The organism is Phreatobacter sp. GW821-FHT04C01, from assembly GCF_059420385.1.
The window spans coordinates 95279-118651 of sequence record NZ_JBWKTP010000012.1 but is presented as its reverse complement, the minus strand read 5'-3'; the positions used below and the strand labels follow the sequence as shown (position 1 = coordinate 118651).

Here is a 23373-nt window from a genome sequence, read left to right as displayed (position 1 = left end):
CATCTATTTGAACAAAAGATCGTGTCGGGTCATCGACATGTGCCGCATTTCTGTTCAGACTGGTTCTAACGTGTCGAGTCAGGAGAACATTGGCCGCCGCGTTGTCGGACGCCGTCCCGCCGCATGACAGCCGGGGCAGGGACAGGCGGATGGCTCAGGAGGAATGAGTGACGCATACGAATATCGTGGATCCCGATTACTTTCATAAAGTCGTCGATTGCCAATGGGCTTGCCCCGCACATACTCCGGTCCCCGAATACATCCGGCGGATCTCGGCGGGGGACTATACCGGGGCCTATCTGATCAACTGGAAGTCCAACGTTTTTCCAGGGATCCTCGGGCGTACCTGTGACCGGCCCTGCGAGCCGGCCTGCCGGCGCGGCCGGGTCGAGGAGGAGCCGGTCGCGATCTGCCGCCTGAAGCGGGTGGCCGCCGATTACAAGAGCGACATCTCGGCTTTTCTGCCCAAGCCGGCCACGAGCCGCAACGGCCGGCGCATCGCCTGTATCGGCGCGGGCCCGGCCTCCTTGACGGTGGCCCGCGATCTGGCGCCGCTCGGCTACGAGGTCGTGGTGTTCGACCAGGATGCCAAGGCGGGCGGCATGATGCGCTCGCAGATCCCGAAATTCCGCCTGCCGGACAGCGTCATCGACGAGGAGGTCGGCTATGTCATGGCGACCGGCGTCGAGTTCCGCGGCGGCCGGCGCATCGACAGCCTGAAGCGCGTGCTGGCCGAGAATTTCGATGCCGTCTTCGTCGGCACCGGCGCCCCGCGCGGCCGCGATCTCGACCTGCCCGGCCGGCGCGAGGCCGCCGCCAACATCCATATCGGCATCGACTGGCTCTCGTCTGTGTCGTTCGGCCATGTCGAGGCCATCGGCAAGCGCGTCATCGTGCTCGGCGGCGGCAATACCGCCATGGACTGCTGCCGCTCGTCGCGCCGTCTCGGCGGCGCCGACGTCAAGGTCATCGTCCGCTCGGGCTTCGACGAGATGAAGGCCTCGCCCTGGGAGAAGGAGGATGCCATTCACGAGGGCATCCCGATCCTCAATTTCATGGTCCCGAAGAGCTTCACCCACGAGAACGGCAAGCTCACCGGCATGTGGTTCGAGAAGGTTCGGGCCGAGCGCGACGACAAGGGCCGGCGCACCCTGGTGGCCTCGGGCGAGCCCGACGAGCATATCGCCTGCGACGACGTGCTGATCGCGGTCGGCCAGGAAAATACCTTTCCGTGGATCGAACGCGATATCGGCGTGGCCTTCGATCGCTGGGGCATGCCGGTGGTCGATCCGAAGACCTTCCAGTCGAGCCTGCCGCGGGTCTTTTTCGGCGGCGACGCGGCCCTCGGCCCGAAAAACATCATCTGGGCGGTCGCCCATGGCCACGACGCCGCGATCTCGATCGACGCGTTCTGCCGAGATGCCGACGTGGCGATCCGGCCGCCGCCCATGGTGACGCTGATCAGCCAGAAGATGGGCATTCACGAATGGTCTTATGACAACGCCATCGCCAACGACCTGCGCTTCAAGGTGCCGACGCTGGACAGCGCCGTCGCGCTCAAGGACATCCGCACCGAGGTCGAGCTCGGCTTCAATCCGAAGCTCGGTTATGCCGAGGCCCAGCGCTGCCTGAATTGCGACGTGCAGACGGTGTTCGAGCCCAAGCTCTGCATCGAATGCGATGCCTGCGTCGACATTTGCCCGATGGATTGCATCACCTTCACCGGCGACGGCGAAGAGCCGGACCTGCGCCTGCGGCTGAACGCGCCGGCCGAGAACCTCGAGCAGGCGATCTATGTCGCCGACGGGCTGAAGACCGGCCGTGTCATGGCCAAGGACGAAGACGTCTGCCTGCATTGCGGCCTGTGCGCCGAACGCTGTCCGACTGGTGCCTGGGACATGCAGAAATCGATCATTGAAATGGCACACGCGGGGCACGCATGCCAATCGAGAGCGTGAACGACTTCGTCATTCGCTTCGCCAATGTGAACGGATCGGGTTCGGCCAGCGCCAACCAGCTGTTTGCCCGCGCGATCATGCGCATGGGCGTGCCGATCGCACCGCGCAACATCTTCCCCTCCAACATCCAGGGGCTGCCGACCTGGTACGAGGTCAGGGTCACCGAAGCCGACCATCTCGGCGCGCGCGGCGGCACCGACATGATGGTCGCGATGAACCCGCAGACCTGGGACAAGGATGTCGCCTCGATCGAGGTCGACGGCTATCTGTTCTACGATTCCTCGCGGCCGATCCCGGCCTCCAAGCTGCGCACCGACATCACTATTATCGGCATGCCGCTGACCGACATCGTCAACCGCGAATATTCCGATCCGCGCCAAAGGCAGCTGTTCAAGAACATCATCTATGTCGGCGCGCTCGCCGCGCTCCTCGACATCGAGATCGGCGTGGTCGAGACGCTGATCGGCGAGCAGTTCAAGGGCAAGGACAAGCTGATCGCGCCGAACCACAAGGCGCTGCATATCGGCTTCGACTATGCCCGGGCGAATTTCTCCTGTCCGATCGGCCTGCGCGTGCGGCGTGCCGACAAGATCGGCGACCGCATCTTCGTCGAGGGCAATGCCGCCGCCGGCCTCGGCGCCGTCTATGGCGGCGCCACCGTCTGCGCCTGGTATCCGATCACGCCCTCGACCTCGCTCGCCGAGGCCTTCGAGCGCTATTGCGTGCGGCTGCGCACCGATCCGGCGACGGGCAAGAAGCGTTATGCCATCGTCCAGGCCGAGGATGAACTCGCCTCCATCGGCATGGTGGTGGGAGCGGCCTGGAACGGCGCGCGCGCCTTCACCGCGACCTCCGGTCCCGGCATCTCCCTTATGCAGGAATTCTTGGGCCTCGCCTATTTCGCCGAGATCCCGGCGGTGCTGTTCGACGTGCAGCGCGGCGGGCCCTCGACCGGCATGCCGACCCGCACCCAGCAATCCGACATTCTCATTTGCGCTTATGCCGCCCATGGCGACACCAAGCACGTCCTGCTGTTCCCGCGCGACCCGCACGAGGCCTTCACTCTTGGTGCCGAGGCTTTCGATCTGGCCGACCGGCTGCAGACCCCGGTCTTCGTCATGCTCGATCTCGACATCGGCATGAACCAGCATCTCTGTCCGCCCTTCGCATGGGACGACGCGAGGCTGCTCGACCGCGGCAAGGTGATGACCCATGACGAACTGGAGGCCGGCCGCGATTTCGGCCGCTATCTCGATGTCGACGGCGACGGCATCCCCTATCGGACCTATCCGGGCACCCATCCCTCGCGCGGCTCGTTCTTCACCCGCGGCAGCACGCGTGACCGTTACGCGCGCTATACCGAGGAGGGCGCGCCCTATGTCGACAACATGGAGCGGCTGCTGCGCAAGTTCGAGACCGCCAAGGCCCTGGTGCCGGCGCCGATCCTGAGCAAGGCCCAGCAGCCGACGCGCATCGGCGTCATCCACTACGGCTCCACCGGGCCGGCCATGGACGAGGCGGTCAAACTGCTTGGCGCCGACGGCGTGCATGTCGACGCGCTGCGTGTCCGCGGCTTTCCGTTCAGCCACGAGGTGACCGATTTCATCGCCGATCACGAGCAGGTCTTCGTGGTCGAGCAGAACCGCGACGGGCAGCTGCGCACGCTGCTGCTGGCCGAATGCGGCATCGACCCGGCGCAGCTCGTTGCCGTGCTGCATTACGACGGCACGCCGATCACCGCCCGCTTCATCCGCCGTGAGATCGCCGCCAAGGCGTCCGTCGTCCGGGCGCCGGCGCGGCGCGAGGTGCTGTCATGACCTATCTGGCCAAGCCGAAATTCCACCACCCGGCGATCGAGCTCAACGATCTCGGCTTCACCCATCGCGATTATGAGGGCGCCATCTCGACGCTCTGCGCCGGCTGCGGCCACGATTCGATTTCGTCGGCCATCATGCGCGCCTGTTTCGAGCTGAGCCTGCCGCCGCACCGCATCGCCAAACTGTCCGGCATCGGCTGCTCGTCGAAGACCCCGACCTATTTCCTCGGCCAGTCGCATGGGTTCAACTCGGTGCACGGGCGCATGCCCTCGGTGCTGACAGGCGCCAATCTGGCCAATCGCGACCTGATCTATCTCGGCGTCTCCGGCGACGGCGACAGCGCCTCGATCGGTTTCGGCCAGTTCGCCCATGCCATCCGCCGCGCGGTCAACATGGTCTATATCGTCGAAAACAACGGCGTCTACGGCTTGACCAAGGGCCAGTTCTCGGCCACCTCCGATCGCGGCTCGAAGAGCAAGAAAGGCGTGATGAACGCCGACTCGCCGATCGACCTCGTCACCATCGCGCTGCAGCTCGGCGCGACCTTCGTGGCGCGTTCGTTTTCCGGCGACAAGGACCAGCTGGTGCCGCTGATCAAGGCCGCGCTGGAGCATAAGGGCGCCGCCTTCATCGACTGCATCTCGCCCTGCGTCGCCTTCAACAATCACGACGGCTCGACCAAGAGCTTCGACTATGTGCGCGCCCACAATGCCGCGCTGAATTCGCTCGATTTCATGACCGGGCGGGCGCCGATCACGGCCGACTATGCCGAGGGCACGACCCAGGACATCGCGCTGCATGACGGCTCGACGATCCGCCTGCGCAAGCTCGCTTCCGACTATGACATCGGCGATCGCGGCGCGGCGCTCAACCATCTCTATCGGGTCCATGCCTCGGGCGAGATCGCCACCGGCCTGATCTTTCTCGAGGACGATTCGAGCGACCTGCACGAGCGGCTGAACACCGACGACCGGCCGCTGAACACGCTGGCCGAGCAGGACCTGGTGCCCGGCGCGGCGGCGCTCGCCAAGATCAATGCCGGCTTGCGCTGACCGGTAAGGGCGGCCGGCGCAGGGCTGCCATCACGGCCGGCTCCGCGCTTTTGCCGGCGGCATGGCTTTCGCAAGCCCCGAGACTTTTGCAAGATCGCCGGCAAGGCCGGGCCGGGACTGGTCGGGCTATCGACGGGGCATCGGCTGCATGGCACGAGACCATGGGCCGGCGAGGGGACACCATGCTTGATTTCATGTATCGCGCGCTGGTCATCGGCGTCGCCGCCACGGCTTTGCTCGACGTCTGGGCGCTGTTTCTCAAAGCCGCCTTCGGCATTCCCTCGGCCAATTGGGCGCTGGTCGGCCGCTGGTTCGGCCATCTGACGCGCGGTACCGTCGCGCATGAGGACATCGGCAAGGCCGAACCCTACCCGAACGAACTGACGGTCGGCTGGATCGGCCATTATGCCGTGGGCGTGCTGTTCGCCGCCGCGCTTCTGCTGCTGGCCGGGCCCGCCTGGCGGCTCAACCCGACACCGCTCTGGCCGCTGATCGTCGGCTTGGTCACGGTGGGCTGCGGCTGGTTCATCCTGCAGCCGGGCATGGGCGCCGGCATCGCCGCTTCCAAGCGCGCCAATGCCGGCCAGATCCGCATGCTCAACATTGCCGGCCATATCGTCTTCGGCCTCGGCATGTTCGCGGCGGCCTGGCTCATCCGCTGAGCCGGCTTATTCGGCGGCGAGCGCGGCTGGCCGGTCGGCCGCCATCTCCTCGGTGATCCAGCCGAGAAAGGCCTCGATCTGCGGCCGTGTCCGATCTTCCCGGCGATAGACCACGCGATGCGCGACCGAGCGCACGCCCATGGCTCCGAACGGCATGACCAGGCGGCCCGCGCGCAGCATGTCGGAGGCCTGGAGTTCGGATTCGAGCGCCAGGCCATGGCCGTCGGCGGCTGCCATCAGGGCCAGGAAGGCGCGGTCGAACTGCATGCCGCGCGGGTTCAGCATGACGCCGGGTGCATGCCGCGCGATCCATTCGTCCCATTGCACCACGCAACGCACCGAGTGGATGACCGGCACCCGCGCGATGTCGTCGGGACCGGTCAGTCCCTGTTCGGCGACGAAGGCCGGGCTCGCCAGCGGCACGACCCGCTCCTCGGCCAGCACGATGCTGTCGCAGGCATCCGGCACCGGCCGGGCATACTGGATGTCGACCATGAAGCCGTCGCCGCCGAGCTTGGCCGGCTCATGGCCGGCAAACAGCGTCAGGTCGATTTCCGGATGCTTGCGCCTGAACGAGCCCAGCCGCGGCACCAGCCAGAGCGTCGCCAGACTCGGCGCCGAATGCAGCATCAGCCGGAACACGCCGCCGGACGCCGCGAAGCGGCTGGTCGCGATGGCGATGCGGGTGAAGCTCTCGCCCAGTGCGGCGGCATAAGCGAGCGCGTCCTCGGTCGGCAGGACCGTGCGTTTGGCCCGCACGAACAAGGGCTTGCCGAGAATGTCCTCGAGTGCGCGAATCTGATGGCTGACCGCCGAGGGCGTGACGTTCAACTGGTTGGCCGCGCGCGCGAAACTGCCCGTCTCCATCACGGCGGAAAAGGTCAGCAGGCATTTCAGTGGCGGCATTCCCTTGATCATTGATGAGCCCAGCTCTCCGATTTGGCCAGTTTATTTCAATTTCACGGATTCTGGTTTGTTGTTAGCGTTTCTTCAAGACAGATCGACGGCCGGGAAAAACCGGGCTGCGGGGAGAGATGCCATCGAGGTTTCCCGGGCGTTCCGACGAGGAGCCCGGCGAGGCGCCGTGCCACCATCCCGGGCCATTTTTGCCTCTTCCGTCCTTTTGTCGGTGCGCCCGCGCCTGGGTGGATCGGTTCGAGCCGTTCGGTCGAAAGACGCGAATGACGGCGATCCACCGAGGCCTGGAAGCGCGGCAGCCCCGGAGCCGCCGACGTGGCGGCTTTTCGGCCACGGACAAGAGGATAGACGCATGAACCTGCATCGAATGCTTCTCGAACGCCAGGTGGCCGGCCGGCCGGTCACCGTCGGCCTGATTGGCGCCGGCAAGTTCGGCACCATGTTCGCAAGCCAGGTTCGTCTGACCGATGGCATGCATCTGGTCGCGGTGGCCGACCTGAACACCGCGCGGGCCCGCTCACAGCTCGCCACCGGCTCCTGGCCGGCCGAGCAATATGCCGCGAAATCGATCGACGACGCGCTCAAGACCGGTGCGACCACGGTCATCGACAATGCCGACCTGATGATCGGTCATCCCGCGATCGAGGTGATCATCGAGGCCACCGGCGACCCCGGAGCCGGCATCCGCTTCGCGCTGAAGGCGATCGAGAACGGCAAGCATATCGTCATGGTCAATGTCGAGGCCGACGCGGTCGCCGGTCCGATCCTGGCGCGCAAGGCGCGCGAGGCCGGCGTCGTCTATTCGCTCGCCTGGGGCGACCAGCCGGCTTTGATCGCCGACCATGTCGATTGGGCGAGAGCCGCCGGTTTCAAGGTGGTCGCGGCCGGCAAGGGCACGCGTTATCACCCGACCTACCATCAGTCGACGCCCGACACGGTCTGGGACATCCTCGACAAATATATGAAGATCAAGGATCGGAACTCGATCAATCCGAAGATGTTCAACTCCTTCGTCGACGGCACCAAGTCGGGCATCGAGATGACCGCGGTGTGCAATGCCACCGGCCTGCACTCCCAGGCGGAGGGCCTGTCCTTCCCGCCGGCGACCCGCTTCGAACATGCCGAGATCTGCAAGCCGAAAGCGGCGGGCGGCGTCCTGGAACGGGCTGGCGTCACCGAGGTGACCTCGTCGGTCTATCGCGACGGCACCGATGTGCCGCACAGCCTGGTCATGGGCACCTATGTCGTTTTCGAAAGCGAAAGCGCCTATTCGCAGGAGTGCTTCCGCGAATACAGCATGCTGCAGGACTCAAGCGGCAAATATGCCGCGCTCTATCGCCCCATCCACATGATCGGGCTGGAGCTCGGCATTTCCGTCGCTTCGGCGGCGCTCCGCCATGAGCCGACCGGCGCGCCGGTCATGTTCAATTCCGACGTGATCGCCACCGCCAAGCGGTCGCTCAAGGCCGGCGAGATGCTCGATGGCGAGGGCGGCTTCTGCGTGTGGGGCAAGCAGACCCCGGCCGACACCTCGCTCGACCAGGGCTACCTGCCGCTCGGCCTTGCCCATGGCGTCAGGCTGAAGACCGATATCGCGCTCGGCCAGCGGCTCAAATGGAGCGATGTCGATTATGATCCGAACAATATCGCGGTTCGGGTCCGCCGCGAGATGGAGGCGGCCTTCGCCCGCCCCAATAGCGGCAATGCCTGACAGCCGCCGGTCGCGCCGGTATCGGCCGGCGCGATCGGCTTTCCATTCAGAACCCGGCAAACGGGCGATCATGGCAACACGAGGAGGAACCAGCATGGGACATCAAGGGACATCGACATTTTCCCGCCGCGCCGTCCTCGGCGCGCTCGCCACGGGCGCGGCATTGCTGGCCGCGCCGGCGACCCTGAGGGCGCAGCGCCTGCAATGGATCGGCGCCAGCGCGTCGCCGGCCGCCGATTTCATCGGGGTTTCGCTCGACTTCTTCGCCCGGCGCGTGGCCGAGCTGACCAAGGACCAGATCGTCATATCCTCGCATCACGGCGGATCGCTCGGTGGTGAACGCGAGCATATCGAGGCGCTGCTGCAGGGCGCCGTCCAGGTCGCGACCCCGGGCCAGGGCGTGCTCGCCGGCTGGTACCGGCCGGCCGAGGTCTGGACCCACCCCTATCTGTTCAAGGACGTCGCCCACAAGGACCGCGTCTGGGACACCATGCGCACCGAATATCAGGCCGATACCGCCAAGGAGGCCAAGCTCCGGCCGCTCGCCGCCATTCCGCGCATGCCCCGGCAATTGTCCTGCAACCGCGTCGTCCGCTCGCCGGCCGACATGAAGGGCCTGAAGATCCGTGTGCCCGAGACCGCGCTGTGGCGGCGCACCTTCGAGATGTTCGGGGCCTCGCCCACGCCGCTGCCCTTTCCGGAGGTGTTCCAGGCGCTGAAGTCCGGCGTCATCGACGGCCAGGAGAATCCGATCGCGCTGACCTTCAATTCCGGCATCTTCGACGCCAATACCCATCTGTCGCTGACCGAGCACATGATGCAGGACAATTGCATGCTGGTCGGCGAGGTCGCCTATCAGCGCCTGACGCCGGAACTGCGCGCGGCGCTCGACCGCGCGGCGCGCGATATGGAGGCGGAGATCCGGCCCAAGGTGAGCGCCGACGACGCCGCGGTCATGCAGCAGGTGAGGGCCAAGAAGATCGTCGTCAGCGAGGTCGACAAGGCGGCCTTCAGCGCCACCGTCAAGACGCTGGTGAACGAGTTTCCGGCCGGAAAGAAATGGGTCGAGCGCATCGCGCAGATCGCCTGAGGCCTCGCACCGGGCGGCGGCCGGCCGCCCGGCTTTTCTGATTTCTGGCGTGGGACCGGGCATGAAAACTGTCATCGGCGGGCTTTGCAATGCGATCACCGAGGTCGCGAAACTGGTTCTCGGCGGTTGCGTCGCGGCCATCGTGCTGATCACGCTCGCCGCCGTCTGGTGGCGCTACGTGCTCAACGCGCCGATCGCCTGGATCGAGCAGGTGTCGAACATCCTGTTCATCTGGATCACCTTCGTCGGCGCGGCGGTGCTCTATCGCCAGAAGCTGCATATTGGTGTCGACATGTTCATCGACATGCTCAAAGGCCGTCCCAAGACGATCATGTTCTGGGTGATCGAGCTCGGCAATCTCGGCTTCATCGTCGTCCTGTTCATCTATTCGATGAAGCTGAGCATCGACGTCCTGGACGTCACGTATGGGGCGCTCGATATTTCGCCGGCTTATTTCTATTTCTCGGCGCCGGTCGCCTGCGTGATGATGATGTTCTACTTCGTCGAGAAGATCGTCGACCCGTCGAAACGGGTGCCCGAAGGCTCGGTTGGGGATTTCTGACATGAGCACGGTGCTGATCGGCGGTTTCTTCCTGCTCCTCGCGCTTTCCTTCCCCATCGGTTTCGCCATGGGCATCGCCACCATGGGGGCGATCTGGACCCATGGCGGCCTGCCCATGTCGCTGCTCGCCCAGCGCACGCTGGTCGGAGCCGACAGCTACGCGCTGCTGGCCATTCCCTTTTTCATCCTCGCCGGCAACCTGATGAATGGCGGTGGCATTACCAGCCAGATCATCAACCTGGCCAATGCCATGGTCGGCCGCTTCCGCGGCGGCCTGGCGCTGACCTCGGTGATGGCGGCGATGATCTTTTCCGGCCTCTCGGGCTCGGCCGCGGCCGATGCCTCGGCGCTCGGCAAGGTGCTGATCCCGGCCATGAAGAAGCAGGGCTATGGCGGCGGCTTCGCGGCCGCGCTGATGGCCTCGGCCTGCGTCAACGGGCCGATCATCCCGCCGTCGATCCCGCTGGTCATCTATGGCCTGTCGGCGGGCAAGGGCGTCTCGATCATCGCGCTGTTTCTCGGCGGCATCGTGCCGGGCGTGCTGCTCGGCGTGTCGCTGATGATCGCCGCCTATTGGATCTCGGTCCGGCGCAACTATCCGACCACCGAGGCCGTGCCGTTCCGCGAGATCCCGCGCATGGTGGTGCCGGCGCTCTGGGCGCTGATGATGCCGGTGATCATCCTGCTCGGCGTCACCGGCGGCATCGTGACCGTCACCGAGAGCGCCACCATCGCGGTGGTCTATGCCGCCCTTGTCGGCTTCTTCGTCTATCGCGAGCTGAACATCCGGACGATCTGGCCGATCCTGGTGCAGACGGCGCTCGATACCGCGCTGGTCATGTTCATCATCGCGCTGTCGAGCGGCTTCGGCTGGCTGCTGGCGGTCTCCGGCATGCCCAGGGCGATCGCCGCCGGCATCGCCTCGGTCTCCAGCGACCCCCTCGTCATCCTGATGATGATCAATGTCTTCCTCCTGATCATCGGCATCTTCATGGAGCCGCTGCCGGCGCTGTTCATCCTGATCCCGGTGCTGGTGCCGGTGGTCAGCGCGGTCGGCATCGACCTCGTCCATTTCGGCCTGGTCATGGTGTTCAACCTCTGCCTCGGGCTGATCACGCCGCCGGTCGGCATCCTCCTCTACATCTGCGCCAATTTCGCCGGGGTGAAGCTGGAGGAGGAGAGCCGTGAACTCGGTCCCTTCCTCGGCGCGGGCCTGGTGGTGCTGGTGCTGATCACCGTGTTCCCGGCGACCGTGCTCTGGCTGCCGAAAGTGCTGTTGAACTGACGGATGAGACCATGACCGTGAACAGGCTGGACAATCGCGTCGCCCTGGTGTTCGGCGCCGGATCGGTCGGTCCCGGCTGGGGCAATGGCAAGGCCTCGGCGGTTGCCTATGCCCGCGCCGGCGCCCGGGTCGTCTGCGTCGACATCAACACGACGGCGGCAGAAGAGACCGCCGGCATCATCACGGGCGAGGGCGGCCGGGCCGAGGCGCTCGCCTGCGACGTGACCCGCTCGGCCGAGGTCGACGATGTCGTCAGCCGCGCGATCGCGGCCTTCGGCGCCGTCGACATCCTGCACAACAATGTCGGCCATGCCTTCATGGGCGGGCCGCCCGATCTCTCCGAGACCGACTGGCGCCGCGAAATGGATTTGAACGTGACCGGCATGTTCCTCGCCTGCAAGGCGGTCATCCCGGGCATGCTGGAGCGCGGCAAGGGCGTCATCACCAACATATCCTCGGTCGCCGCCATACGTTTCACCGGCTATCGCTACGCGAGCTATTACGCGGCCAAGGGGGCGGTGAACCAGTTCACCATCGGCATAGCCCTGCAATATGCCCGGCAGGGCTTGCGCGCCAATGCCATCATGCCCGGGCTGATGGACACCCCGCTGATCTACCAGCAGATCACCTCGGCCTATGCCTCGCCCGACGCCATGGTGAAGGAACGTCACGAGGCTTCGCCCACCGGCCGCATGGGCACCGGCTGGGACATCGCCCATGCCGCGGTGTTCCTGGCCAGCGACGAGGCCTCTTATATCAATGCCGTATGCCTGCCGGTGGATGGCGGCCTGAGCGCCAGCTGCGCCTGAGGCGCGTGCCGATTATGGCTCGCCGCCACTTCGTCATGCCCGGGCTTGTCCCGGGCATCCACGAATTCGCCCTCCGGACAATCAAGTCGTGGGTGGCCGGGACAAGCCCGGCCAGGACGGAGAGAGCCGGGTGACGGCCGCCCGGCACGACGCCCCCTTGCCGGCATCACCTCGTCTTGCCCGGGCCTGTCCCGGGCATCCACGAATGGGTTGCGCCAAGATCAACCGGTCATGATCGCGGTGCGGTGGTCCTGATCCGCATCAGAGGCCTGGTTCGTCACCCGTCGGCACGACATTCCGCTGCGCCAGCTTCTGGAGCTGTTCGTAGAGGTCGGGGCTGTCGGCGCTGCACACGCAGATGGCCCGGGCCGGCCCGTCGCCGGCATTCAGATAGGCATGGGCCATGGTGCTGTCGATATAGATGCCGTCGCCGGGCTCCAGCAGCTCGGCGGCATAGAACTCGGTATGGACGGCGACCTTGCCTTCGAGCACCAGCAGATATTCCTCGCCGGAATGGCGCATCAGCGGCCCGAATTCGGCCAGCGTCCGCGCCGTGAGCTCGGCGATGATCGGGATCATCCGTTTCCCGAGCAATTCCGTGTTCTGGTAGAAATAGCCATAGGCATGGGTCCGCACGAACTGGCCCTCGCCCTTGCGGCTGATGCTGCGGCGCGCGGTCGGGAGCACGGCGGCGGGATCGCTGGTGCCGGCCGGATGAAACAGCTCCGCCACTTCCATGCCGAGACCGGCGCTGAGCTGCAGCAGCTTGTCATAGGTCAGCGACATCTGATGATTCTCGACCTTGGACAGCGTCGAGAGCGCCATGCCGGTAGCCTCCGAGACCTCCTTCAATGTCAGGCCGCGCGTCCGCCGCGCCGCTTTCAGGCAATCACCGAGCAGGGGACGGACAGGAGGCTGGGCAGAAACGGTCATGAACGGTCCACTAGCAGAGGCCATCCGAAATAGCGATATTGCCGCACATTTTAGTGTGTACGCTAAAAAAGTATATCGATAGGAAAATTGACGCTTGCCATTCGCCACAAACGCGGCCGACAATGACTCGCCCGGAAAATGCGGCGTCAGGCGCCGCCCGGAGCGCCGGAGTTGAGGGCATGAAGATTTTCATGGCGACGCTCGCCACGGAGACCAACACCTTTTCCCCCATCCCGACGGGCCGATCAGCCTTCACCGGCGATCGGGAATGGTTTCGCAATGACGGCAGCCGGCATGCCGCCGTCACCGCCAACATCCCCTTGATCGCCTGGCGCAGGATGGCCGAAGCGGACGGCCATCAGCTCGCCGAAAGCATCTGCACCTTCGCCCAGCCCGCCGGCACCACCTTGCGCGCGATCTACGAGGAGCTGCGCGATACCTTGCTGGCCGATCTGAAGGCGGCCATGCCGGTCGACGTGGTGCTGCTGTTCATGCATGGGGCCATGGTCGCGGAAGGTTATGACGATTGCGAAGGCGACACGCTGGCGCGGGTCCGCGCTGTGGTCGGCCCCGATGCCAAGATCGGCATCGAGCTCGACCTGCACTGCCATCTGACCGAGCTGATGCGGACCTCGGCGACGGCGATCGTCACCTTCAAGGAATATCCGCATACCGATATCGGCGCGCGCGCGCCGGAACTCTATCGCCTGTGCCTCGATGCGGCGGCGGGCAAGACCCGGCCGGTCACCGCCTATCACGATTGCCGGATGATCGGCACCTTCCGGCCGACGCAGGAGCCGCTGCGCGGCTTCGTCGACCGGATGATCGCGATGGAGGGCAAGGACGGCATTCTCGCGGTGTCCTTCGGCCACGGCTTTCCCTGGGCGGATGTGGCCGATGTCGGCGCCAAGGTGGTGGTCATCGCCGATGGCGATGAGGCCAAGGCGGCGGCGCTCGCGGCGCGGCTCGGCCGCGAATTGTGGGACCTGCGCGAGGCGATCACCGCCCGCATGGACACGATCGACCAGGGCATCGACGCCGCTCTCGATGGCGGCAAGGGCGTGGTGGTGATTGCCGATGCCGCCGACAATCCAGGCGGCGGCGCGCCGGCCGACAGCACCTATCTGCTGCGGCGCCTCATCGAACGCGGCGTCAAGGGCGCCGTGCTCGGCTGTTTCTGGGATCCCCAGGCGGTCCAGCTCTGCATCGAGGCGGGCGAGGGCTCGCGCTTCCTCTTGCGTGTCGGCGGCAAATGTGGTCCGGCCTCGGGTGATCCGGCCGACCTCTTCGTCACGGTCCGCCGCGTCGCGCTCGACCATTCGCAGGCGGGCTTAAGCGGTGGCCGCTCGAATTTTGGCCCGAGCGTCTGGGTTTCGGCCGACGGCATCGATCTCGTGCTGGTCACCCGCCGCCTGCAGACCTTCGCGCCGGATGCCTTTACCGGCCTCGGCATAACCCTCGACGACAAGCTGCTGGTGGCGGTCAAGTCCTCGCAGCATTTCCAGGCGGCCTTCGCGCCGATCGCCCGCCAGGTTCGCTACGTCTCCAGTCCTGGCGCGCTGCAGTTCGACTATGCCGAGATCGGCTATACCAAGCTCCAGACGCCGTTCTGGCCGCGCGTGGCCGACCCCTATGCCGGCCGTTGAGGGGTAAGTCATGACCACGATCACGCGCCGCTCCACGCTGCGGGCCCTTGCCGGCGCCGCTCTCGCCCCCGCCTCTCTTGGGTCCTTGGCCCGGCCGGCCATCGCCCAGGCCGCGGCCAATACGCTGCATTTCGTGCCCTCCAGCGATCTCGCCGCGCTCGATCCGATCTGGACCACCGGTTATGTCGTGCGCAATCACGGCTACATGGTCTTCGACACGCTGTTCGCCATGGATACCGGGTTCCGCGTGCGGCCGCAGATGGCCGAGAGCCATGAGGTCAGCGACGACGGCAAGACCAGCACCATCCGCCTGCGCCCGGGCCTGAAGTTCCACGACGGCACGCCGGTCCGGGCGGTCGACTGCGTCGCCAGCATCCGCCGCTGGGCGGCGCGGGACGGCTTCGGCCAGACCTTGCTGGCCCAGACCGACGAACTGGCGGCGGTCGACGACCGCACCATCCGCTTCCGGCTCAAGGCGCCGTTCCCGCTGCTGCCCGAGGCGCTCGGCAAATTGTCCAGCCCGGTGCCGTTCATGATGCCCGAGCGGCTGGCCTCGACCGATCCCAACACCCAGATCAAGGAAGCGATCGGCTCCGGACCCTTCCGTTTCCTGGCCGACGAATGGCGCCAGGGCGCCAGCGCGTCCTATGTCCGCTTCGACGGTTATGTGCCGCGTGACGAAAAGCCCGACGGCATGGCCGGCGGCAAGATGGTCAATGTCGCGCGCGTCCAATGGCACACCATGGCCGACGGATCGACCGCCATGTCGGCGCTCCGGACCGGGCAGATGGACTGGCTGGAGGCGCCCTCGGCCGATCTGCTGCCGGTGATCGCGCGCCAGCGCAATGTCACCGTCTCGACGCTCGACCCGATCGGCACCTATGTGCTGCTGCGCTTCAACAGCCTGGTGCCGCCCTTCGACGATGTCGTGCTCCGGCGGGCCGTGATGCGGGCCCTCAACCAGACCGATTATCTCCAGGCGATGGTGGGCGATTCCAGCCTCTATCGCGAGTGCAAGGCGTTTTTCCCGTGCGGAACGCCGCTGTCGACCGGCACCGGATCGGCCGCCATGGACGGCAAGCTGGACGAGGCCCGGGCCATGGTGAAGGCGAGCAGCTATGACGGCCGCAAGGTGGTCATCCTGTCCTCCGCCGACCTGCCCATGCTGGCGCCGCTCGGCGAGGTCACCGCCGATCTGTTGCGGCGGATCGGCATGCAGGTCGATCTGATCACCACCGACTGGGGCAGCCTGCTGGCCAGGCGCGCATCGCAAAAACCGGTGGAGGAAGGTGGCTGGAACATCTTCCACACCACCGCCGTGGCGCAGGAATTCATGAGCCCGGCGTCGCACCTGGCCTTGCGCGGCTCCGGCCGAACCGCCTGGGCCGGCTGGCCGACCGACCCGAAAATGGAGGCGCTGCGCACCGAATGGTTCGCCGCGCCCGACCAGGCGGCCCAGCTCAAGCTCGCCGCGGCGATGGAACAGCAGGCCTTCGACCGGGTGCCCTACGTGCCGATCGGCCAGTTTCGCCAGCCGACCGTGTTCCGCAACGTGGTCAGCGACATCGTGCCCGCCAGCGCGCCGCTGTTCTGGAACCTGCGCAAGACCTGAGGGGCAGACCGGCGCCACGGTCTGTTGTGGCCGCCGCCGTGGTCATCTAGATAGATAGGCTACCTATCTATTGAGATGAAATGCGAACGGCATGATGTCCGCCCCCCGAAACCCCGGCGACCTCGACGACGCGCAGGTCCTTGCCGAGGACCTGCGGCCGGTGCTGCGCCGCCTGCTGCGGAGCCTGCGGCGTGAGAGCCGTGATCACGGCGTCTCGCCGCTGCAGAGCCTCCTGCTCGTGGCGATCGTCGAGCAGCCCGGCATTGGCGTCGGCGAACTGGCGCGCCAGGAAAATCTGCGCGGGCCCACCATCAGCGGCCACATCAAGGCGATGCAGGCGGCCGGGCTGGTGGGGCGCACACCGCCCGATCCGGACGACCGGCGGCGGGTCGGTCTGGTCGCCACGCCGGCCGGCCACGCGGTCATCGCGGCGATGCGCCGCCGGCGCACCGACTGGCTGGCGCAGCGGCTCGCCGGATTGTCGGCCGAGGCGCGCCGGGCGATCCGCACCGCGCTCGAACCCTTGAACGAGATCGGCCGATGACCGGGCAGGCGGAGCAGGCTTCCATCGATGCCAAGGCGGCGCCCAAGGTGACGACCGCGGCGACGGACGAGCCGACCGAGCGTGAGATCCGCTCCGTCTTCATTGGCCTGATGATCGTGCTCGGGCTCGCGGCCATCGATCAGAGCATCGTCGCAACCGCGCTGCCGCGCATCGTCAGCGACCTCGGCGGCGTCACCCATCTCTCATGGGTCGTGACCGCCTATGTGCTCGCGTCCACCAGCACCATGCCGCTCTATGGCAAGCTCAGCGACCAATATGGCCGCAAGCCGCTGATCTACGCCGCCATGGCGATCTTCCTCGCCGGCTCGGTGCTCTGCGGGCTGGCGCAGAACCTGACGCAGCTCATCGTCTTCCGGGCCATTCAGGGGATCGGCGCCGGCGGGCTATTGCCGCTCAGCCAGATCATCATCGGCGATCTCGTGCCGCCGGCCAAACGCGGCCGCAAGCAAGGCGCGATCGTCTCGGTCTTCGCCGTCTGCAGCGTCGTCGGACCGGTGCTCGGCGGGGTGATCACCGATCTCCTGTCCTGGCACTGGATCTTTTTCGTCAACCTGCCGATCGGCGCGGTCGCCTTTGTCGCCATCGCCAAGGCGCTGCGCCGGCCGCACCGGAGCCAGGCACGGCGCATCGACTATCTCGGCGCCATGCTCCTGACCGCCAGCACGACGGCCTTCCTGCTGGTCCTGGCGCTGGGCGGTTCGGAATGGCCCTGGGATTCCCGCGAGATCGCCGGCTTCTCGGTGGCGGCCGTCGTCCTTGCCGGCCTGTTCATCCACCATGTGCGCCGCGTCGCCGAGCCGGTCCTGCCGCTCGAGCTGTTCGACGACCGCCTTTTCGTGATCGCCTGCACCGTTCTCGCCCTGACCTTCATGGGATTGCTCGGTGCGAGCCTGTTCTTTCCGCTGTTCTTCCAGGTCGTCATGGGCATCAGTCCATCGCATTCCGGCTTTCTCACCGGGCCCTTGATGATCGGCATGGTCGTCTCCTCGATCTTCAACGGCCGGGTGCTGTTGCGGGCGGGGCGCTACAAGCCCGCCCAGATCGGTGGCCTTTCGCTCGCGGTCACCGCCTTCGTCGTCCTGGCCTGGGCCATCGCCACGGCTCAGGGCTTCGCGGTGCTCGAGCCGGCGATCTTCGCGCTCGGGCTTGGCCTCGGCCTGGTCACGCCGAACATGACGATCGCGGTACAGAACGCATTGCCCGATGTCCATCGCGGCGTCGGCACCGGCACTTTGGCTTTCTTTCGGTCATTGGGCGGCCTGATCGGCGTCACCGGCGCGGGCGCCATCCTTGCCCGCCAGCTGCACGGCGCAGCGGGCGCGGCGCCCGGAGGCGTTTCCCATGGGCTGGTCGAGGGCGGCCTCGCGCAGATCACGGCTCTGTCGCCCGAGGCCCAGGCCGCGGTCATCGCGCTCTACCGTCATGCCATCGCGACCACCTTCGCCACCGGTGCCTGTATCGTCGCGGTGGCGCTGATCGTCATCCTGTTCCTTCCCGAACTGCCGCTGCGCACGCATCACGTGCTGGGCGAGCGCCCGGCCAGCCCAGACTAGCTCCCGCCGCGGCCGCGCTGGCGCAGATAGACCCGGGCGGCATTGCCGCCGCCGACCGCGGCACGCTCATCCGGCGACAGCCCCGCGAGCAGACTGCCGGTCGCGGCGATCCAGTCGTCATAGCTGGCCGCGAGCGTCGCCACCGGCCAGTCCGAACCCCAGATGATGCGCCGGGGGCCGAACAGGGCGAGGGCATGGGCGACAAAGGGCTGGAGCCGTGCCGCCGTCCAATCGGGGCCGGCCTCGGTGACGATGCCGGAGAGCTTGCAGCAGACATTGGGCAGAGCGGCCAGGGCGGCCATGTCGGCACGCCAGGGATCGAGCCGGCCTTCGGCGATCGGCGGTTTCGCCATGTGATCGATCACGATGCTCAGGTCCGGATGGCGTTGTGCCACGGTGTACAGGCGGGAGAGGTGGCGTGGCAGCACCAGCGCGTCGAAGACCAGGCGGTGGCCGATGAGCGCCGCGAAGGCCGGCGCAAGCGATGGTCGCAGCAGCCAGTCGTCGTCGGCGATGTCCTGCACCATCGGCCTGAGGCCGACCAGCAGCGGGCTGGCCGCGAGCCGGCCGATCGCCGCCGGCGCATCCGTCGCGGCGAAATCGGTCCAGCCGACCACGCCGGCCACCATGGCTTCGGCCCGGGCGATGGTCAGCAGGAATTCGGTTTCGGCCTCGGTCGGCGCGGCCTGCACCAGGATGGTCCTCGCGATGCCATGGCGCGCGAGCAGAGGGGCGAGGTCCGCGGGCCCGAAATCGCGATGGATGGCCCCGAGCGCCGGCGTCAGCCAGCCATAGTCGCCGCGCGCGAGCGACCAGAAATGCTGATGGGCGTCGATCATCATGGGCCATGGGGTCCTTGGCGGAATCACCTTGGCCAAGGTGACGGCCAAGTGGCTCGCCGCCAAGGGGCCGGGACGATGAGCCGCCAGGTCTTGCGGATCCCACGCGGGCCGGCCTGGCCGTGCGTGGCCGTGGCCGGCATCGCCCCTCGGCCGACGGCGCTCGATTCCGACGCGAAGGCTGGTTCGATCCCGCGGGTGGTGGCATCATGGCAGGCATGTTGACCTTTTTCGCCTTTGCCGGCGCCGCGCTGGCCGAAATTGCCGGATGTTTTGCCTTCTGGGCCTGACTCCGCCTCGGCAAGTCGGCGTGGTGGCTCATGCCGGGCCTGCTGGCCCTGGCCCTGTTCGCCTATCTCCTGACACTGGTGGAAAGCGAAGCGGCGGGGCGCACCTATGCCGCCTATGGCGGCGTCTACATTGTCGCGTCGGTCTTGTGGCTCTGGCTGGTCGAAAGTCATCGTCCCGACCGCTGGGATCTCAGCGGGGCCGTCATTTGCCTCGCCGGCGCATCGGTCATTCTCTTTGGACCACGGTCGTAGCCCGCGTGGGAAATCCGGGCTAGACAACCAGGCGCAGATCGGCTCGGGAGGGGGCATGAAAATCGCCAAGGTCGTGCTGGTCACCGGCGCTTCGTCGGGCATCGGGCGCGCCGCCGCCGCGATGCTCCATGACAAGGGCCACATCGTCTACGGCACCAGCCGCGATCCCGGGCGCCATCAGCTGCCCTGGCGCATGATCGCGCTCGACGTGACCGACGACGAATCGGCGGCCGCGGCCATGCAGGCGGTGCTCGCCGAACAGGGCCGGATCGACGCGCTGGTCAACAATGCCGGCCTGGTGCTGGCCGGGGCGGTCGAGGACACCTCGCTCGACGAGGCGCGCCGGGTGTTCGAGACCAACCTGTTCGGCGTGCTCCGGATGGCGAGGGCCGCCTTGCCGGCGATGCGGGCCCAGCGCGGCGGTGTCATCGTCAATGTCGGATCGCTCGCCGGCCGGGTCGGCCTGCCGTTCCAGGGCCTCTACAGCGCCAGCAAATTCGCCCTCGAAGGCCTGAGCGAAAGCCTGCGCCTGGAGGTGGCCGGCTTCGGCGTCCAGGTGGTGCTCGTGGCCCCCGGCGACACCGCCACCAGCGTCGTCGACAATCGCCTGCGCACCGAGGCCTCCGGCCAGGCGGCGTCAGCCTATGCGGGCGAGTTCCAGCGGGTGCTGGCACGGTTCGAAGCCGAGGAGCGCGCCGGCTCGCCGGCCGACGGCGTCGCAGCGCGCATTCTCGACATTGTCGAGGGGCGGGCCGGCGGGCCGCGCCATGTCGTCGGCCCGCTGGCGCAGCGGGTGCTGGTCGCCGCCCGCGCCGTCATCCCCATGCGCCTGTTCCAATGGGGGCTCGGCCTTTATTACGGATTGCGGCGCTGACCGGCGCCGCCGCGCGGGCTATGCGAAAAATGGCCCCGTTGCTGCGTCTGCACGGTCGGGCCGGTTCATTCCTGGACTGGCCCGAAGCTTGCTCCGCGCGTCCAAGGTGACTATAGCGTCACTGTCGTGACACATAGTCACCGGTTTGTCAGTCGGTCGAAGGTAGCTTGCTCGCCCATGTCGGATAGTCCTGCGCAGCATAACACCCGGGCCGAAGCTGCGGCGGCCACCACGCAATTGTCCGGTATCCTGCGCCGGGTCGGCATGATCGGCGACATGATCGACCGCTCGGTCGGCAATGCCGACCATCCGCTCCGGATCCAGATCGAGCGTTTCGACGGTCCGGTCCAGGCGGTCATCGACGGCCGCCCGACCACGCTGTTCGGCACCAACAGCTATCTCGGCCTGAATTTCGATCCGCGCTGCATCGCGGCCGCCGAGCAGGCGCTGCGCCAATGGGGCACCGGCTCGACCGCCTCGCGCGTCGCCTCCGGCAACCAGGACGGCCATGTCGCGCTGGAGCGCGCCATCGCCAAATTCTACGACCGGCCCGACGCCATCGTCTTCTCGACCGGCTTCATGGCCAATATGGGCACCATTTGCGGCCTGGCCAGCGACGGCGACCTGATCCTCTATGACAGCCATTGCCATGCCAGCATCATCGATGCCTGCCGGGCGAGCGGCGCGACCTTCAAGCCGTTCAAGCACAACGATCCCGTTGATCTCGAGCGGGTCCTGGCGGAAGCCACCGTTCCCGCCTCGCGCATCCTGGTGGTGCTGGAAGGGCTCTATTCCGTCTGGGGCGATGTCGGCGACGTCAAGGGCCTGGCGACGGTGGCCAAGCGGCACGGCGCCCTGGTCTTCGTCGATGAGGCCCATGGCCTCGGTCTTTACGGCGACAACGGCCGCGGCGTCACCGAAGCGCAGGACGCCGAACATCTGGTCGATGCCATTGTAGGCACCTTCTCGAAGAGCGTCGGGGTCATCGGCGGCTATTGCGTCACCAGCCATCCCGCGCTCAAATCGCTGCGTTTCCTGGCCCGGGCCTATCTCTATACCGCCTCGCTGCCGCCGGCAGTCGTCGCCTCGGCCCGCACCGCCATCGAGATCATCGGCTCCGAGCCGGCTTTGCGCGCGGATATGTGGCGCAAGGCCGAACGATTCTGCCTCGGCGTCGAGGCGCTCGGCTACAGCCTCTGCGCGGCGCCCGGCCCGGTCGGGTCGATCCGCATGCGCGGCCTGGTGCAGGGCATGGATTTCTGGCGCGACCTGCTGGCGCGCGGCATCTATGTCAACCTGCTGATCCCGCCGGCGACGCCGGGCGGCGAGGTGTTGCTGCGCTTCTCCGTCTCGGCCGCCCATAGCGACGCGGATATCGACAAATTCCTCGATATCATGCGGGAAATGGCCCCCCGCGCGATCTCGGCCTGAGGCCGCGCTGTTTTGAGGGGATGCCTTCTGGTGGGGAGGCCAGAGGGACGGTAACGCCATTCAGACGTTGCGGCTGAACCACGCGGACCGCCGCACGGCGGTCATGGGTGGATTCTTGTGCAAACAAGTCGTGGATATCAGGGACAAGCCCGGGCAGGACGATGTGTTGGCGTCACGGTCTGCTGGCGATCAGGCGGGTCTTGCGCCGGTCGATCCGGCTCCCGATGCCCCAAGGATAGTTCTCGTCTTGGCCGGGAGGGCCACGGTGCAGCGGCACACGGCCCTTCACGCCTGCTTGTTGCGCCGCAATTCCTTGGCACGCGCCTGGTGCGCCAGAAGCCGGGCCAGCACTTCGACGGCGCCGGTGCTCGAGGTCTGGTGATAGGCATTGTCCGAGGGCAGGGCCGAGACCATCCTGCGATGTGCCTCGCCGAGGTTGTGATAGGGCAGGCCGGGCAGGAAGTGATGCAGCCCGTGGTAGCGCAGCCCGACCGGTGCCCACAGCATGGGCAGCATGGCCGGCGGCGGCACGTTGACGGTATCGAGCAATTGCTCGACCGCATCCATTTCCTCGCCCTCGTTTTCCCAGTGATGGGCGAGCAGCGTGCGGAACTGGTTGGTCAGGGCGATGCCGGACGCGATGGCCAGCACGATCGCGACCGAGGTCCAGGAGATGACACCCGACAGCACCAGGCCGGCAAGGCTCCAGGCATAGAGGCTGGTGACGGCTTCGAGCACGAGCCAGCGCCGGGCGAGGCCCGGTGTCAGCGGCGGCCGGCGGAACTCCGGATTGATGACCAGGGCCGACAGGCGCTCGACCATCAGGCGGCGCAACGGCGGGATCACCGCGGCCAGCGGTACCAGGATGAGCGAGCGGAGAATCAGCAGGATCGGGAAAAACAGCGCCGCGAAGGTGAACAGGATGAGTTCCACCGGCCGGTTGTGGCCGAGCGGCAGATATTCCGGGTCGCGGATCGTTCCGTAATGGGTCTTGGCATGATGCAGCGTATGCACGCCCTCATAAAAGAACGAGGGTGTCAGCAAGGGAATGCCGACCAGCACGTTCCAGCCGGTCCAGAAGCCGGGCAGCGTCGACAGCCGGACATGCGTCAGTTCGTGAATGAACAGGATCGCGCGGTAGAGCGCCAGCACGGCGACGATGCCGGCTGCGACCCGCGCCGGCACGGGCAGGGCCGGCGACACCGCGGCCGCCAGCGCCCCATAGCCGAGGCCCGTGCTGACGATCAAATCGACCCAATAGAGCACCGGATTGGGTTGCATCAGGTCGGCGGTCAGGCGATGGGCGGCCTTCAGAAGAACAGCACTGTCGCTTTTTTCGCTGCGCTTCGCCTCGATCGGCTCAGGGCTCATGACGGACACGATGCAGACTCCGCAAAATGGCTCGGGCGTTCGGGACGCGTGGCAATCGGCGGGTCACGGCAGTGACGCGCGAGACGCGCCAAGGACGGGACATGCCCGGATGCCGGGCGGCAGGTTCGGCCAGATGAGATGGG

Annotated in this window: 19 protein-coding genes and 1 pseudogene; 16 read left to right on the top strand and 4 right to left on the bottom strand. The window is 66.7% G+C overall.

Features of this window, described 5'->3' with window-relative positions:
- Positions 1–167: 167 nt before the first annotated feature.
- From AC07WJ_RS32350 to AC07WJ_RS32335, 4 genes are all read left to right on the top strand, one after another.
- Positions 168–1958: an FAD-dependent oxidoreductase gene (locus AC07WJ_RS32350; RefSeq protein ID WP_494938840.1), complete on the top strand. Its 1791-nt coding sequence runs from the start codon at positions 168–170 to the stop codon at positions 1956–1958.
- Positions 1940–3775: a 2-oxoacid:acceptor oxidoreductase subunit alpha gene (locus AC07WJ_RS32345; protein WP_494938839.1), complete on the top strand. Its 1836-nt coding sequence runs from the start codon at positions 1940–1942 to the stop codon at positions 3773–3775. The genes AC07WJ_RS32350 and AC07WJ_RS32345 overlap by 19 nt, the downstream gene beginning before the upstream one ends.
- Positions 3772–4827, top strand: a complete 1056-nt coding sequence (locus AC07WJ_RS32340) for a 2-oxoacid:ferredoxin oxidoreductase subunit beta (RefSeq protein WP_494938838.1) — start codon at positions 3772–3774, stop codon at positions 4825–4827. The genes AC07WJ_RS32345 and AC07WJ_RS32340 overlap by 4 nt, the downstream gene beginning before the upstream one ends.
- A 182-nt stretch (positions 4828–5009) precedes the next feature.
- Positions 5010–5489 carry a DUF2938 domain-containing protein gene (locus AC07WJ_RS32335; RefSeq protein WP_494938837.1) on the top strand — a complete coding sequence of 160 codons (480 nt, stop codon included), beginning with the start codon at positions 5010–5012 and terminating at the stop codon, positions 5487–5489.
- A gap of 6 nt (positions 5490–5495) precedes the next feature.
- On the opposite strand, the gene AC07WJ_RS32330 is transcribed toward AC07WJ_RS32335, so the two are convergent.
- Complete coding sequence (locus tag AC07WJ_RS32330) at positions 5496–6395, bottom strand: LysR substrate-binding domain-containing protein (RefSeq protein ID WP_494938836.1); 900 nt, start codon at positions 6393–6395, stop codon at positions 5496–5498.
- 364 nt (positions 6396–6759) lie between these two features.
- Here AC07WJ_RS32330 and AC07WJ_RS32325 point away from each other — a divergent pair, with 364 nt between their 5' ends.
- The 5 genes from AC07WJ_RS32325 (at position 6760) to AC07WJ_RS32305 (ending at position 11864) form a co-directional block, all read left to right on the top strand.
- A complete protein-coding gene (locus AC07WJ_RS32325) occupies positions 6760–8118 on the top strand; it encodes an NAD(P)H-dependent oxidoreductase (RefSeq protein WP_494938835.1) in 1359 nt (452 codons plus the stop codon).
- A 94-nt stretch (positions 8119–8212) separates the two neighbouring features.
- Positions 8213–9208, top strand: coding sequence for a TRAP transporter substrate-binding protein (locus AC07WJ_RS32320; protein WP_494938834.1), 996 nt, complete (start codon positions 8213–8215; stop codon positions 9206–9208).
- A gap of 61 nt (positions 9209–9269) precedes the next feature.
- A complete protein-coding gene (locus AC07WJ_RS32315) occupies positions 9270–9770 on the top strand; it encodes a TRAP transporter small permease (RefSeq protein WP_494938833.1) in 501 nt (166 codons plus the stop codon).
- A gap of 1 nt (position 9771) precedes the next feature.
- Positions 9772–11055: a TRAP transporter large permease gene (locus AC07WJ_RS32310; protein WP_494938832.1), complete on the top strand. Its 1284-nt coding sequence runs from the start codon at positions 9772–9774 to the stop codon at positions 11053–11055.
- 11 nt (positions 11056–11066) lie between these two features.
- Complete coding sequence (locus AC07WJ_RS32305; protein WP_494938831.1) at positions 11067–11864, top strand: SDR family NAD(P)-dependent oxidoreductase; 798 nt, start codon at positions 11067–11069, stop codon at positions 11862–11864.
- A gap of 261 nt (positions 11865–12125) precedes the next feature.
- On the opposite strand, the gene AC07WJ_RS32300 is transcribed toward AC07WJ_RS32305, so the two are convergent.
- Positions 12126–12797, bottom strand: a complete 672-nt coding sequence (locus AC07WJ_RS32300; protein ID WP_494938830.1) for a helix-turn-helix domain-containing protein — start codon at positions 12795–12797, stop codon at positions 12126–12128.
- 179 nt (positions 12798–12976) lie between these two features.
- Between AC07WJ_RS32300 and AC07WJ_RS32295 the strand changes: the two genes are divergently transcribed.
- From AC07WJ_RS32295 to AC07WJ_RS32280, 4 genes are all read left to right on the top strand, one after another.
- Positions 12977–14443, top strand: coding sequence for a M81 family metallopeptidase (locus AC07WJ_RS32295; protein WP_494938829.1), 1467 nt, complete (start codon positions 12977–12979; stop codon positions 14441–14443).
- A gap of 10 nt (positions 14444–14453) precedes the next feature.
- Positions 14454–16055, top strand: a complete 1602-nt coding sequence (locus tag AC07WJ_RS32290; RefSeq protein ID WP_494938828.1) for an ABC transporter substrate-binding protein — start codon at positions 14454–14456, stop codon at positions 16053–16055.
- Between the two features lie 94 nt (positions 16056–16149).
- Positions 16150–16599, top strand: coding sequence for a MarR family winged helix-turn-helix transcriptional regulator (locus tag AC07WJ_RS32285; RefSeq protein ID WP_494938827.1), 450 nt, complete (start codon positions 16150–16152; stop codon positions 16597–16599).
- Positions 16596–18173, top strand: a complete 1578-nt coding sequence (locus AC07WJ_RS32280) for an MDR family MFS transporter (protein ID WP_494938826.1) — start codon at positions 16596–16598, stop codon at positions 18171–18173. Before AC07WJ_RS32285 ends, AC07WJ_RS32280 begins: the two co-directional genes overlap by 4 nt.
- Here AC07WJ_RS32280 and AC07WJ_RS32275 read toward each other — a convergent pair.
- The gene (locus AC07WJ_RS32275) at positions 18170–19015 is read right to left on the bottom strand and encodes an amidohydrolase family protein (protein ID WP_494938825.1); all 846 of its coding nucleotides are present in this window, start codon (positions 19013–19015) and stop codon (positions 18170–18172) included. The genes AC07WJ_RS32280 and AC07WJ_RS32275 overlap by 4 nt on opposite strands.
- A 215-nt stretch (positions 19016–19230) precedes the next feature.
- Between AC07WJ_RS32275 and AC07WJ_RS32270 the strand changes: the two are divergent.
- The 3 genes and pseudogenes from AC07WJ_RS32270 (at position 19231) to AC07WJ_RS32260 (ending at position 21859) form a co-directional block, all read left to right on the top strand.
- Positions 19231–19554 (top strand): annotated as a pseudogene (locus tag AC07WJ_RS32270) (YnfA family protein).
- A gap of 55 nt (positions 19555–19609) precedes the next feature.
- Positions 19610–20428, top strand: a complete 819-nt coding sequence (locus AC07WJ_RS32265; RefSeq protein WP_494938824.1) for an SDR family oxidoreductase — start codon at positions 19610–19612, stop codon at positions 20426–20428.
- A gap of 177 nt (positions 20429–20605) precedes the next feature.
- On the top strand, positions 20606–21859 hold the full coding sequence (locus AC07WJ_RS32260) for an aminotransferase class I/II-fold pyridoxal phosphate-dependent enzyme (protein WP_494938823.1): 1254 nt from the start codon (positions 20606–20608) through the stop codon (positions 21857–21859).
- A 285-nt stretch (positions 21860–22144) separates the two neighbouring features.
- Here AC07WJ_RS32260 and AC07WJ_RS32255 read toward each other — a convergent pair whose 3' ends face one another.
- A complete protein-coding gene (locus AC07WJ_RS32255; RefSeq protein ID WP_494938946.1) occupies positions 22145–23230 on the bottom strand; it encodes a fatty acid desaturase family protein in 1086 nt (361 codons plus the stop codon).
- Positions 23231–23373 lie beyond the last annotated feature (143 nt).

Excerpts from the sequence above, each read along its gene's own strand:
- AC07WJ_RS32345 (WP_494938839.1), top strand. The coding sequence starts at position 1,940 with ATGCCAATCGAGAGCGTGAACGACTTCGTCATTCGCTTCGCCAATGTG.
- AC07WJ_RS32340 (WP_494938838.1), top strand. The coding sequence starts at position 3,772 with ATGACCTATCTGGCCAAGCCGAAATTCCACCACCCGGCGATCGAGCTC.
- AC07WJ_RS32335 (WP_494938837.1), top strand. The coding sequence starts at position 5,010 with ATGCTTGATTTCATGTATCGCGCGCTGGTCATCGGCGTCGCCGCCACG.
- AC07WJ_RS32330 (WP_494938836.1), bottom strand. The coding sequence starts at position 6,395 with ATGCCGCCACTGAAATGCCTGCTGACCTTTTCCGCCGTGATGGAGACG.
- AC07WJ_RS32325 (WP_494938835.1), top strand. The coding sequence starts at position 6,760 with ATGAACCTGCATCGAATGCTTCTCGAACGCCAGGTGGCCGGCCGGCCG.
- AC07WJ_RS32320 (WP_494938834.1), top strand. The coding sequence starts at position 8,213 with ATGGGACATCAAGGGACATCGACATTTTCCCGCCGCGCCGTCCTCGGC.
- AC07WJ_RS32315 (WP_494938833.1), top strand. The coding sequence starts at position 9,270 with ATGAAAACTGTCATCGGCGGGCTTTGCAATGCGATCACCGAGGTCGCG.
- AC07WJ_RS32310 (WP_494938832.1), top strand. The coding sequence starts at position 9,772 with ATGAGCACGGTGCTGATCGGCGGTTTCTTCCTGCTCCTCGCGCTTTCC.
- AC07WJ_RS32305 (WP_494938831.1), top strand. The coding sequence starts at position 11,067 with ATGACCGTGAACAGGCTGGACAATCGCGTCGCCCTGGTGTTCGGCGCC.
- AC07WJ_RS32300 (WP_494938830.1), bottom strand. The coding sequence starts at position 12,797 with ATGACCGTTTCTGCCCAGCCTCCTGTCCGTCCCCTGCTCGGTGATTGC.
- AC07WJ_RS32295 (WP_494938829.1), top strand. The coding sequence starts at position 12,977 with ATGAAGATTTTCATGGCGACGCTCGCCACGGAGACCAACACCTTTTCC.
- AC07WJ_RS32290 (WP_494938828.1), top strand. The coding sequence starts at position 14,454 with ATGACCACGATCACGCGCCGCTCCACGCTGCGGGCCCTTGCCGGCGCC.
- AC07WJ_RS32285 (WP_494938827.1), top strand. The coding sequence starts at position 16,150 with ATGTCCGCCCCCCGAAACCCCGGCGACCTCGACGACGCGCAGGTCCTT.
- AC07WJ_RS32280 (WP_494938826.1), top strand. The coding sequence starts at position 16,596 with ATGACCGGGCAGGCGGAGCAGGCTTCCATCGATGCCAAGGCGGCGCCC.
- AC07WJ_RS32275 (WP_494938825.1), bottom strand. The coding sequence starts at position 19,015 with ATGATGATCGACGCCCATCAGCATTTCTGGTCGCTCGCGCGCGGCGAC.
- AC07WJ_RS32265 (WP_494938824.1), top strand. The coding sequence starts at position 19,610 with ATGAAAATCGCCAAGGTCGTGCTGGTCACCGGCGCTTCGTCGGGCATC.
- AC07WJ_RS32260 (WP_494938823.1), top strand. The coding sequence starts at position 20,606 with ATGTCGGATAGTCCTGCGCAGCATAACACCCGGGCCGAAGCTGCGGCG.
- AC07WJ_RS32255 (WP_494938946.1), bottom strand. The coding sequence starts at position 23,230 with ATGAGCCCTGAGCCGATCGAGGCGAAGCGCAGCGAAAAAAGCGACAGT.